Source organism: Bradyrhizobium cajani (genome assembly GCF_009759665.1).
Classification (GTDB): domain Bacteria; phylum Pseudomonadota; class Alphaproteobacteria; order Rhizobiales; family Xanthobacteraceae; genus Bradyrhizobium; species Bradyrhizobium cajani.
Genome location: NZ_WQNE01000003.1, coordinates 427,021 through 439,185, shown reverse-complemented (window position 1 = coordinate 439,185; position 12,165 = coordinate 427,021). Strand labels below are relative to the sequence as shown.

The 12,165-nt window shown below is 65.9% G+C and carries 12 protein-coding genes; 4 read left to right on the top strand and 8 right to left on the bottom strand.

All coding sequences use genetic code 11. The annotated features are described in order from the left end of the window. From GPL20_RS06995 to GPL20_RS06980, 4 genes are all read left to right on the top strand, one after another. Positions 1-305, top strand: a 305-nt coding sequence (locus GPL20_RS06995) for a UDP binding domain-containing protein (protein WP_283812229.1), incomplete at its 5' end; no start/stop codon positions are given. Between the two features lie 139 nt (positions 306-444). Then, a complete protein-coding gene (gene hrpB / locus GPL20_RS06990) occupies positions 445-2,919 on the top strand; it encodes an ATP-dependent helicase HrpB (RefSeq protein WP_157328847.1) in 2,475 nt (824 codons plus the stop codon). A gap of 127 nt (positions 2,920-3,046) precedes the next feature. After that, positions 3,047-3,559, top strand: coding sequence for a TIGR02281 family clan AA aspartic protease (locus GPL20_RS06985; RefSeq protein WP_157328846.1), 513 nt, complete (start codon positions 3,047-3,049; stop codon positions 3,557-3,559). A 209-nt stretch (positions 3,560-3,768) separates the two neighbouring features. Then, a complete protein-coding gene (locus GPL20_RS06980) occupies positions 3,769-5,268 on the top strand; it encodes a phosphomannomutase/phosphoglucomutase (protein ID WP_157328845.1) in 1,500 nt (499 codons plus the stop codon). 169 nt (positions 5,269-5,437) lie between these two features. On the opposite strand, the gene GPL20_RS06975 is transcribed toward GPL20_RS06980, so the two are convergent. From GPL20_RS06975 to GPL20_RS06940, 8 genes are all read right to left on the bottom strand, one after another. After that, on the bottom strand, positions 5,438-5,947 hold the full coding sequence (locus GPL20_RS06975; RefSeq protein ID WP_157328844.1) for an Lrp/AsnC family transcriptional regulator: 510 nt from the start codon (positions 5,945-5,947) through the stop codon (positions 5,438-5,440). 67 nt (positions 5,948-6,014) lie between these two features. Beyond that, the gene (locus tag GPL20_RS06970) at positions 6,015-6,968 is read right to left on the bottom strand and encodes a sugar kinase (protein ID WP_157328843.1); all 954 of its coding nucleotides are present in this window, start codon (positions 6,966-6,968) and stop codon (positions 6,015-6,017) included. Positions 6,969-6,980: 12 nt separating this feature from the next. After that, complete coding sequence (gene nudC / locus GPL20_RS06965; RefSeq protein ID WP_157328842.1) at positions 6,981-7,925, bottom strand: NAD(+) diphosphatase; 945 nt, start codon at positions 7,923-7,925, stop codon at positions 6,981-6,983. Positions 7,926-7,936: 11 nt separating this feature from the next. Next, a complete protein-coding gene (locus GPL20_RS06960; protein WP_157328841.1) occupies positions 7,937-8,356 on the bottom strand; it encodes an HIT domain-containing protein in 420 nt (139 codons plus the stop codon). Positions 8,357-8,635: 279 nt separating this feature from the next. Beyond that, positions 8,636-9,763, bottom strand: coding sequence for a muconate cycloisomerase family protein (locus GPL20_RS06955; RefSeq protein WP_157328840.1), 1,128 nt, complete (start codon positions 9,761-9,763; stop codon positions 8,636-8,638). Next, positions 9,760-10,515, bottom strand: coding sequence for an SDR family NAD(P)-dependent oxidoreductase (locus GPL20_RS06950; RefSeq protein WP_157328839.1), 756 nt, complete (start codon positions 10,513-10,515; stop codon positions 9,760-9,762). The genes GPL20_RS06955 and GPL20_RS06950 overlap by 4 nt, the downstream gene beginning before the upstream one ends. Continuing rightward, positions 10,515-11,321, bottom strand: a complete 807-nt coding sequence (locus GPL20_RS06945) for an amino acid ABC transporter ATP-binding protein (RefSeq protein ID WP_157328838.1) — start codon at positions 11,319-11,321, stop codon at positions 10,515-10,517. The genes GPL20_RS06950 and GPL20_RS06945 overlap by 1 nt, the downstream gene beginning before the upstream one ends. Further along, positions 11,318-11,980: an amino acid ABC transporter permease gene (locus tag GPL20_RS06940; protein WP_157328837.1), complete on the bottom strand. Its 663-nt coding sequence runs from the start codon at positions 11,978-11,980 to the stop codon at positions 11,318-11,320. Before GPL20_RS06940 ends, GPL20_RS06945 begins: the two co-directional genes overlap by 4 nt. Positions 11,981-12,165 lie beyond the last annotated feature (185 nt).

The following is a 12,165-nucleotide window of genomic DNA, read 5'->3' as shown; positions in this document are numbered from 1 at the left end:
TCGTCACCGGCCTGATCGACATGGGGGCGAATGTTAAGGCGTTCGATCCGGTCGGCATGGAGCAGGCCAGGGGCGAGCTGCCCAGCATCACCTATTGCGAGGATGCCTATTCCTGCGCGCAAGGCGCTGACGCGCTCGTCATCGTCACCGAGTGGGTGCAGTTCCGCGCGCTCGATCTCGACCGGCTGAAGGCGACCATGGCGCAGCCGATCGTCGTCGACCTCCGCAACATCTATCGCCCCGAAGAGATGGAAGCCGCGGGCTTCACCTACGAGAGCGTCGGCCGCCCGCCGGCGCAGGGGTAAGAGTTACACGCGATTGTCATACCCCGCGAAGGCGGGGTATCCAGTAGCCCCGATCTTCGTGATGATTGGATCTGAGTTTACTGGATCACCCGCCCCAGCGCGCGATTGCGCACAAGGCGGGTGATGACGGATAGAGACTTTGCCCCGCAGCTTCGACACGCCCCTCCCGATCGACGCCGTGCTCGACGACCTCTCGCGCACGCTGGAGGCGCATAACGCCGCCGTGCTGGTAGCGCCGCCCGGCGCCGGCAAGACCACGCGCGTGCCGCTCGCGCTGCTCGATGCGCCCTGGACCAGGGATAAGAAGATCATCGTGCTGGAGCCGCGGCGCATCGCGGCCCGCGCGAGCGCCGACCGCATGGCCAAATCGCTCGGCGAGAGGGCCGGCGAGACTGTCGGCTACCGCGTCCGTTTCGGCTCGAAGATCTCACGCGCGACCCGCATCGAGGTGGTGACCGAGGGTATCTTCACCCGTCAGATCCTCGACGATCCCGAATTGTCCGGCATTGCCGCCATCCTGTTCGACGAGTTTCACGAGCGCTCGCTCGACGCCGATCTCGGCCTCGCGCTGGCGCGTGACGCGCAACTGGGTTTGCGCGAAGACCTGCGTATCCTCGTGATGTCGGCAACGCTCGATGGCGCCCGCGTCGCAAAACTGCTCGGCGAAGCGCCGGTCATCGAAAGCGAGGGCCGCGCGTTTCCGGTCGAGACACGCTATCTCGGCCGCAAGGCGGACGCGCCGGTGGAGCGGCAGATGGCGGACGCGATCGCGTCCGCGCTGCGTGCCGACAGCGGTTCGGTGCTCGCGTTCCTGCCGGGCGCCGCCGAAATCCGCCGCACCCAGAATTTCCTCAGCGAGCGCGTGCAGGATGCCAGCATCGAGATCGTGCCGTTGTTCGGCGCGCTCGATGCCGCCGTGCAGGATCGCGCCATCGCGCCCGCGCCCAAGGGCATGCGCAAGGTGGTGCTGGCGACATCGATCGCCGAGACCTCGCTCACCATCGAAGGCGTGCGCATCGTCGTTGATTCCGGTCTCGCCCGCGTGCCGCGCTACGAGCCGGATATCGGGCTGACGCGGCTCGAGACCGTGCGCGCCGCGCGCGCGGCGGTGGACCAGCGCCGCGGCCGCGCCGGCCGCACCGAGCCTGGCGTCTGCTACCGGCTTTGGGACGAGCCGCAGACGGCGTCGCTTGCGCCCTACACCCAGCCGGAAATCCTCAGCGCCGATCTGTCCTCGCTGGTGCTCGATCTCGCGCAATGGGGCGTCGCCGATCCCGCCGCGCTGTCGTTTCTCGATCCGCCGCCGCAGCCGGCCTGGAAGGAAGCAAAAAGCCTGCTCTCCGAACTCAACGCGCTCGATGGCGATGGCCGCATCACCGCGGAGGGCAAGAGCCTGCGTGCGCTGGCGCTGCCGCCGCGGCTGGCGCGCATGATCGTGGATTCACATCGTGCCGGCGAGGGCGAAGCCGCCGCCGAAATCGCCGCCATCATCACCGAGCGCGGGCTCGGCGGCGACAGTGTCGATCTCGAACACAGGCGCGACCAGTTCCGCCGCGATCGCTCGCCGCGTGCGGCGAGCGCGCGCGACCTGGCGCGGCGCTGGGCCTCGCAGGTCGCGGCCTCGGAGAAGGCAGGGCCGCAGGAGGATCTCTCGACCGGCCTGATGCTCGCCTATGCCTTCCCGGACCGTGTCGCGCGCAACCGCGGCAATGGCAGCTTTGTGCTTGCCAACGGCCGCGGCGCTGCGGTCGAGCAAACCTCGTCGCTCGCCCGCGCGCCCTATGTCGCGATCGGCGAAATGACGGGAACGGCGGCCAGCGGACGCATCCTGCTCGCCGCGCAAATCACGCAGGAGGAGATCGAGCGGCATTTCGCCGAGCATATCGAGAGCGCCGACGAGATCTTCTTCGATCGCGGCGCGATGGCGCTGCGGGCGCGGCGCAAGCGCGTGCTGCACGCCATCACGCTCTCCGAGGCGACACTTGCCGTGTCGCCCTCGGAGGACACCGCGCGCATCTTCGCCGACGGATTGATCGCGGCCGGCCTCGACCGGCTGCCCTGGTCGAAGGCGGCCAAGCAATGGCGTGACCGGGTGATGTTCCTGCGCAAGGCCGAGGGCGACAGCTGGCCAGATCTCTCCGACGACGGGCTGATCGCACGGCGCGACGACTGGCTGGTGCCGGGGCTCTACGACAAGATCGCGCTCAAGGATGTCTCCGCCGGCGATCTCTCCGATGCGCTGATGGCGCTGCTCCCCTGGGAGATGCGCGCGCGGCTCGATCGCGAGGCGCCGACGCATTTCGAGGCGCCGACCGGAAGCGCGCTTGCGATCGACTACGAGGCCGAGCAGGGGCCGACCATCGCGGTGCGGCTCCAGGAAATGTTCGGCCTCAATACCCATCCGTCGATCGCCGCCGGCAAGGTGCCGTTGGTGCTGGAATTGCTGTCGCCGGCGCAGCGCCCGGTGCAGGTGACGCGCGATCTCCCCGGCTTCTGGCGCGGAAGTTACGCGGCCGTGCGCTCCGACCTGCGTGGCCGCTATCCCCGCCATCCCTGGCCGGACGATCCAGCGAGTGCGCTGCCGACCCGGCGGGCGAAGCCGCGCGGCACCTGAGAGGTGTCGGCAGAGCATTAACCGTTCGCTCATCCTTTTCGGCAAAATGGCACGGTTCCGGCCGCGCCCTCGCTCGCGGGCGGAAAGCTTGCGTGGTCAAATCGTGCTTTCAGTCCCGAGCGGTGTCATGCGTAACATAATGATCTTCGCGGCCATCATGATCGGCCTCGGCACGTTCATGGCGCAGATGGCGGACAAGATGAGCTCCGCTTCGGCCACGTCAGCGCCGCGCACGACGGTCGCGGTTGCGGCGACTGCGCCGGCCGGCGGCCGCAGCCTCGCCATTTCCCGCGATGGCCGCGGTCATTTCCAGACCGAGGGCCGCATCGAAGGCCAGCGCATCGGCTTCATGGTCGATACCGGCGCTTCCGTGGTGGCGCTGAACGAGAGCTCGGCCGCCCGATTTGGCCTCCGTCCCTCGCGCGGCGAGTACAACGCCACCGTCTCCACCGCGAACGGCACCATCAAGGCCGCGCGCACCCGCATCGCCATGCTGGAGGTCGGCGGCCTCGTCGTGCGCGACGTCGATGCCATGGTGCTGCCGGATGAGGCGCTGTCCGAGAACCTGCTCGGCCTCTCCTTCCTGTCGCGCCTGAAGCGGCTCGAATATGCCAACGGTCAGATGGTGCTGGAGCAGTAAGCCGCTTCACGAGCACCTTATCGCGCTGACGAACGGTCGTTCGCACGAATATTCAGGACGGCACCGGCTGGAGGCCTCGCGCCAAGTCGCGTTTTCCCGTTACCAAACTGCCGCAATTATAAGCCATAAGCTGCCATTCCCGCCTTCCGCTGCGGCTCGGCATTCGCTAAGGCTGCATCAATTCCTGCCCCTTTCACGAGATCGTCTCAATGTTTCCCAAGCCGAAATCCGTCTTGTTGCCCAACACCTACGCCTTCGAATCCGAGCCGATGGTGAAGCCTACCGGCTTTCGCGAATACGACGCGCGCTGGCTGTTCCAGAAGGAAATCAACCTGATGGGTGTGCAGGCGCTCGGCATGGGGCTGGGCGCGCTGATCGCCGAACTCGGCGTCAGCCAAGAGATCGTCACTGGCCATGATTTCCGCGGCTATTCGGCTTCTATCAAATACGCGCTGATCTCCGGCCTGATGGCTTCGGGGTGCAAGGTGCACGACATCGGGCTTGCGGTGACGCCGATGGCCTATTTCGCGCAGTTCGATCTCGATGTGCCCTGCGTCGCCATGGTTACGGCCTCGCACAACGACAATGGCTGGACCGGCGTGAAGATGGGTGCCAACCGCCCGCTGACTTTCGGTCCCGACGAGATGACGCGGCTGAAGGAGATCGTTCTGGGCGCCGAGTTCAAGAACAAGGCCGGCGGCGCCTACCAGTTCCACGAGAACTACCCGGCGCGTTACATCGCCGATCTCACCAGCCGTCCCAAGCTTGAGCGCAAGCTCAAGGTCGTTGCGGCCTGCGGCAACGGCACCGCCGGTGCGTTCGCGCCGCAGGTGCTGGAGGCGATCGGCTGCGAGGTGATTCCGCTCGACACCGAGCTCGACCACACCTTCCCGAAATACAATCCGAATCCGGAAGACATGGAGATGCTGCACGCGATCCGTGACGCGGTGCTGCATCACAAGGCCGATGTCGGCCTCGGCTTCGACGGCGACGGCGATCGCTGCGGCGTCGTCGACAACACCGGCGAGGAGATCTTTGCCGACAAGGTCGGTGTGATGCTGGCGCGCGACATGTCGGCGATCCACAAGGACGCACATTTCATCGTCGACGTGAAGTCGACCGGCCTGTTCGTTACCGATCCGGTGCTGCAGAAGCAGGGCGCCAAGACCGCCTATTGGAAGACCGGCCATTCCTACATGAAGCGTCGCACCAACGAGACGGGCGCTTTGGCGGGCTTCGAGAAGTCCGGCCATTTCTTCTTCAACAAGCCGTACGGCCGCGGCTATGACGACGGTCTGGTGTCGGCAATCGCGATCTGCGACATGCTCGACCGCGCGCCGGGCAAGTCGATGGCCGATTTGAAGGACGCGCTGCCAAAGACCTGGTCGTCGCCGACCATGTCGCCGCATTGCGCCGACGAGGTCAAATACGGCGTCATCGACAAGGTGGTGAAGCACTTCGAAGGTTTGCAGGCCAAGGGTGCGAAGATCGGCGACCAGTCGATCCGCGACCTCGTCACCGTCAACGGCGTGCGCGTCACGGTGGAAGACGGCAGCTGGGGCCTGGTGCGCGCCTCGTCCAACAAGCCTGAGCTCGTGGTCGTGGTCGAGAGCCCGGTCTCCGAGCAGCGCATGCACGACATGTTCGAGATGGTGAACAGCGTGCTGCGCACGCATCCGGAAGTCGGCGAGTACAATCAGAAGATCTGAGGTAGTTCGAGGGAGGCGTGATCCATGCCTTCCTCTTCGTTGTCATGCCCTCGCGAAGGCGGGGCATCCAGTGCGCCGTGGCGCCTCGGTTCAATCATAGACGTCACGGCGTACTGGATCGCCTGGTCAAGCCGGGCCATGACAGCTTTCGTGTGGTGAGACGTGCGTCCTAAGCCGCCACGACCGCCGGAATCGGCAGCGCCGTGACCGACTTGATCTTCTCCATCGCAAAGCGCGAGGTGACGTTCTTCAGCGGCACGGCGCTGATCAGCTTCTTGTAGAACACGTCATAGCTCTGCATGTCCGCGACCACGACGCGCAGCATGTAGTCGACGTCGCCGGCCATGCGGTAGAATTCCATCACCTCGGGCATGGCGCTGACGGCTTCGGCGAACTTCTTCAGCCAGGCGTCGGAATGGTCGGCGCTCTCCACCGACACGAACACGGAGATGCCGAGGCCGATCTTGTTCTGGTCGACCAGGGCCACTCGTTTCAGAATCACCCCGTCCGCCTCCAGGCGCTGGATGCGCTTCCAGCAGGGGGTGGAGGACAGCCCGACACGGTCGCCGATCTCGGCGACGGACAGGGAGGCGTCCTCCTGGAGGACCATCAGGATCTTGCGGTCGATGGCATCGAGGCGGCGGCTGGTCTCGGGGATCTGGACGGCGAGATCGGTCATTTGAAGAACTTTGTTCCATTATAAGGTATAGTTACCCTCATATATAGAAGATCTTTCTCTCGCAAGTCTATATTCCCGGCGCCTGACCGCGGGCGGGCTCCAGCTGATTGCGTAAAAACTCTTCAACTTCAGCGCGTTGCGGAGCGCCAAGGCCACCCCCGTGGCGGGTGCATTTCAGCGCTGCGGCGGCTGCGGCGAATCGCAGCGCCTCCCGCAGGTCGCCGCCTTCGGCGAGCCGAAGTGTGAAGGCGCCATGGAAGACGTCCCCGGCTCCGAGCGTATCGACCGCCTGAACCGGGAAGGCCGTCGTCTCCTCCAGTCCGCCGCGCTCGTTCAGCCAGATCGTGCCACGCGGGCCGCGGGTGGCAGCCAGGAACGCCGGCGTCGCCCTGGCCAGACGTTTCAACGCTTCGCCGTCGTCGGCGAGGCCGGCGGTCTCCTGGATCTGTTCGCTGGCGAACAGGAGGTGGGAAGCGGCCGTGAGCAGGGCATCCGTCAGTGCCATCGCACGGTCGACGCCGCCGACCACGGCAATGCCGCGCCGTCGCGCCTCGGCGCAGAGATCGGTGCAGAACGAAGCGCAACGGCTTTCGACGAGCACCGCGCGGCAATCGGCCAGCAGGTCGTCGGCCTCCGGCAGCTTCACGGTCCACAGGGCGGGATCGCGATAGATGGCGAGCGTCCGTTCGCCGGATGGCTCGATCATGATCGCCGAGACCGGCGTCACGACACCAGGCATGCGCACAATGTGCGTGGTTTCGATGTGCTCGGCGGCCATCCGTCCGAGGATGAAGCCGCTCGCCGTCTCGCTGGCGTCACCCATCGGACCTGCGAAGGCGACGCGGCCGCCGAGCCGTGCGATGGCGATCGCGGCATTGAGCGCGTTGCCGCCGCAGATCTCCGCGAGATGGGTGGCATTCGCCTTGCTGCCGCGCTCCGGCACGGCCTCGACGCGAAAGGTCAGGTCGCGCACGGGAATGCCGATGCAGAGGATGCGCGGCGCGATGCCTGATGCGGCCATCAGCGGTTCTGCTTAAGCGCTGCTCTGGTCGTACACCCAGCGGCCGAGCAGGTGATGGGCGATGGCGAAGGGATGCGGACCGGCGAGCCCGTCCGGATGCGTTCGCGCCAGCATCAGGGCTGCCTCCTCCCGCGTGAACCAGCGCGCATCTTCCAGTTCGGAGTGATCGACGATGATGTCCTCGTTCAGCGCCCGCGCGCTGCACCCGATCATCAGCGACGACGGATAGGGCCAGGGCTGGGTCATGTAGTAATGCACGTCGGTGCAACGGATGCCGGACTCTTCGAAGATTTCGCGGCACACCGCATCCTCGATGGTCTCGGCGGCCTCGACGAAGCCGGCGAGGCAGGAATACATGCCCGGCGGAAACTGCTTCTGGCGGCCGAGCAGGCACTTGTCTCCTGATGCGACCAGCATGATCACGACCGGATCGGTCCGCGGAAAATGTTCGGCCTTGCAAGCAGGGCATTCGCGCTTCCAGCCGCCTTCCTTCATCGCGCTGCGCGCGCCGCAATTGGCGCAATAACCGTGGCGCTGGTGCCAGCTCACCATCGATTTCGCCATCGCCACTGCCGAGAGTTCCTGCGGTGGAATTGCGCCCTGCATCGCCATGCCACGCAGCTCGGTGACGGTGTAGTCCTCGCGGCCGACCAGCTTTTCGGCCGCGGCCTGCGATAGGCCCATGCCGAACACCGCGGCGCCGTCGCGCAGGCCGAGGAAGATCGTGCCGGGATTGGCGCCGCACTTCAGCGCCTCGTCGATCGACAGCAGTGCGCGCACCTTTTCGCTCTCGCGCTTCACCAGGAGGGAGTCGCGGTAGATGACGTAGGCGCGCGACGAGGATTTTTGCTCCATCGCGAACAGCTTTTCGTCATCGCGGCGCAGATGTGCGGCGCGATCGAGGACGTTGGTGACGAAGGCCGGCTGCCCCAGCGGAAATGCGTCGAATGCGGACATTAATTTTTCTTTCAACCCAACCAGATCTTGCGACGAAGCGCGCTGATGAAATTCTGTACCTCGGTGGCATCGTGTGCCAGCGGTGGCATCACGCCCCATACCGGCCGCGGCCAGGCAGCATCGCTGGTCCGGCGTGCGATGATGTGGACGTGAAGTTGCGGCACGAGGTTGCCGAGCGCCGCGACATTGAGCTTGTCGCATTTGGTGATCTCCTTCAGCGCGCGCGAGACGCGGGAGATCTCGGTCATCAGTTGTGCCTGCTGCACCTCGTCGAGGTCGATGATCTCGACCGCGTCGGGCCGCCGCGGCACCAGCAGCAGCCAGGGATAATGCGCGTCCTTGATGACCAGAACCTTCGACAGCGGCAGATCGCCGATGTCGATGGTGTCCTCTTTCAGGCGGGAGTGCAGCGACCAGGCGGGATCAGGCATATGTGTTTCCGGATGGCCCGATGAGGCGGGCGCGTTTGGTCGGACCTTACGATACGGATTTGGCGAGGGGAAGGTTGGGGCCCAGCTGCTTCTGCATACTCGCTCGTCGTCCCGGACAAGCGAAGCGCAGATCCGGGACCCCCGTGCGAGCGCTTGCGCTCGTCGCGATAGCCACAGGGAGTAGCTTGGCGAAGACTCGGAGTTGCCAGCCCTCGCCAAACACGGCCCTGTGCTCATGGATTCCGGGCTCGCGCTGCGCGCGCCCCCGGAATGACGGAATCACGCCTCCGCCAGCACCCGCGCATTGGCCCGGACCGAGGCCTCACTCACACGAATCCCGAGACCGGGGCCGTCGGGCACGACAACGTGACCGCCGCGGTTGGCGACGCGCTCTTCCAGCACGTCCTCGGTCAGCACGTGATGCGGCATGTAGAATTCGCAGCCGAGCGAGATGCCCGGCGTCGCCGCAATCAGCTGCGTGCCGGCGGCAAGGCCAATGCCGCCCTCCCACAGCGTGCCGCCATAGCCGGGCAGGCCGGCGATGTCGGCGATCGCCATGATCGCCTGTGCCTCGAACAGGCCGCCGGCCTTCATCAGCTTGATCGAGACAGCGTCTGCCGCCTCGCGGCGGATCACCTCCATCATGTCGCGGCGGTCGAAACAGCTTTCATCGGCGAGCACAGGCGTTTCCAGCGCCGCGGTGAGCTGCGCCATGACGTCGAGAAACTTGCGCGGCACCGGCTGCTCGATGAAGGTCGGTGCGAACTGCTCGACATCGCGCAGGATCTTGATGGCGCCAAACGGTGCCAGCGCCTGGTTGTAGTCGACGCGCAAATCGACCTTGTCGCCGAACTCTTTCCGGATCGCTTCGAGATGGTCGAGATCCTCGCGGTGCGGCTTCACGCCGGTCTTGACCTTGTAAATCGCATTGCCGTCCGGAACCATCTTTCGCATGCGGTCGAGGTCGGCGGCGAAATCGGGATCGGCGATCGAGAAGGAGAGGGGAATCGTGTCGCGCACGCGGCCGCCGAGGAGGTCGGCGACCGAAAGTCCCGACGACTTGCCGACGATGTCGAGCAGCGCCATCTCGATTGCGACCTTGGCCTCGGCATGACCGACCAGCGCGCGGTCGAGCTCGGTCATCAGCGCGCGGATGCGGCGCACGGGTTTGCCGAGCACGATGCTGCGCAGATAGATGTCGAGTGCGGAAAAGGCCGCTTCCGGCGTCCCCGTGAACACTTCCCACGGCGCCGCCTCGCCCCAACCGGTCACACCGTCGCTGGAGGTGAGCTCGAGCAGCACGCGCTTCACCGTGCCCTTGACGTTGCCGACGCCTTGCAGGCGCGCCATCTTGATCGGGCTCTCGATCAGGAACAGCCTGATGCGTTCGATGGTTGCTTCGGTCATGTCAGGCCTCCATTGACGTGCCAGACCTGGCCGGTGACGTAGGACGCCTTCGGTGATGCCAGGAAGGCGATGATTTCGGCCACTTCCTCCGGCCGCCCGCGGCGGCGCATCGGGATCAGCGCTTCCGTCGCGGCGATCTGCTCGGGTGACAGCCGGCTCTCGCTCGGCTTGTCCTTGAGAATGAGGCCCGGCGCCACCGCATTGACGGTGATGCCGTCATTGGCCAGCTCGACCGCAGTGAGGCGCACCAGCACTTCGAGCGCGGAACGGCTCGCGGCCGTCGCCGCGAACGGCGCGAATTCGGGCCGGATCGCGTGTGCGACGAAGGAGGATACTGCGACGATCCTCGCGTCTCGCCCGGCGCGCAGCAGCGGCAGCGCGGCATCGACCATCCGCGTGAAGGCCAGTGCCGATTCGTCCATGGCCTGGCGGAACTGATCCGGCGGCGTGCCGATCGCGCTGCCGCGGCGGGCGTGGCCGCCTACGAGAATCAATCCGTCGATCTGTCCGTAGGCGCGTTGTGCGGCGGCGATGGCGTCCGTTGTCGCAGTTGGCTCGGCGAGATCGCCCAGACACTTAGCCACCACGGCGCCCTGCGCTTCGGTCTCTGCGACGGTGGCGTCGAGGCCTTCCGCGTTCGCGCGCGTGTGGAGCAGCAACCCGACGCCAGGCGCCGCGAGCAATTTCGCGGTAGCGCGGCCGATGCCGCTGGCGGCCCCGGTGACGAGATAGACGCGGTCGATATTGGGCATCACGATACTGTATTGGCCGGCGGCAGCGCGCCGGTGCGGTGGAAATGGCTGAGGAAGGCGCGCGTCGCGGCCTCCTGCGGGTTGTCGATCACCTGCCGTGCGGGGCCTTCCTCGACCACGACGCCATCGCGCATGAAGATGAGGCGGTCGGCGACTTCGCGGGCAAACGCGATCTCGTGGGTGACGATGACCATGGTCATGCCTTCGGAGGCCAGCCGCTGCATCACGCTCAGCACCTCGCCGACGAGCTCGGGATCGAGCGCGGAGGTGGCCTCGTCGAACAGCATCACGTCCGGCTCCATCGCGAGCGCGCGGGCAATGGCGACGCGTTGCTTCTGCCCACCCGAGAGCGTCGCCGGATATTGGTCGGCCTTCTCCGCAAGGCCGACTTTGGCGAGCTGCTCACGCGCGAGCTTCTCGGCGTCTGCCCTGGCCATGCGTCGCACCGTGACCGGCCCCTCCATCACGTTCTGGAGCGTCGTCATGTGCGGGAACAGGTTGAAGTGCTGGAAGACCATGCCGGTGGTGGCGCGGAATCCTGCCAGCGTCTTCACGTCGGGCAGTTTCGTGCCCTCGCCGAACGCAAAGCGCGTATCGCCGACGCGGACGCTGCCGCCGTCGGGCACGACCAGGAGATTGATGCAGCGGAGCAGCGTCGACTTGCCCGAGCCGGATGGCCCGATCAACGCCACGACGCCGCCCTTGGCGACGTCGAGATTGATGTTCTTCAAGACCTCGTTGCTGCCAAAGCTCTTGCGCAGGCCGCGGATCTCGATCTTCGAGGTGGTCTTGGGCGTCTCGCTCATTCGCTGACCGCCAGTCGCTTCTCGCCGCGCCGGACGATGATGGTAAGCGGAATCAGGATCGCCGCATAGGCGACCGCGACGGCGGTGTAGGTTTCCAACGGCCGGTAGCTGTCATGGGCGGCGACCTGGCTCTGATAGACGAGGTCGGGCACCGCCAGCACCGAGACCAGTGAGGTGTTCTTGAACTGGATGATCGACTGGTTCATCAGCGCCGGGATCATGCGCTTGATCGCCTGCGGCAGCACGATGCGGCGCATGGTCTGGATTGGTGTCATGCCGAGGGCGGCGCCGGCTTCGGATTGGCCGCTGTCGATCGAGACGATGCCGCCGCGGATGATCTCCGAATAGAACGAGCCGCCATAGAGCGAGAGCGCCAGCGCCGAGGCCGTGATCGGCGTCATCTCGACGCCGGCAAGGATCGGCAGCGCGTAGTAGAACCAGATCAGCTGCACCAGGATCGGCGTGCAGCGGAACGCTTCGATGAAGGCGAGCGCGGCAAGGCGTATGGCCTTGAAGCGCGACAGGCTGCCGAAGGCCCCTAAGAGGCCGAACAGCAGCCCGCACACCACGATGACAACCGTGAAGCCGACGGTGACGCCGAGCCCGTTGAGAAAGAGCCAGCGATAGCTCCAGAGGATGCCGAAGTCCCACTGATACATGCGTGCTTTCTTGCTTCACCTCTCCCGCTTGCGGGAGAGGTCGCGTCGCATCGAAGATGCGACGCGGGTGAGGGCTCTTTCCTCTAGGGGAGTCTTGCCAGCCGAGACACCCTCTCCCCAACCCTCTCCCGCACGCGGGAGAGGGGGCAGAGTCGAGTGCGCGGAGCGAGCCAGCCCTGATCTCA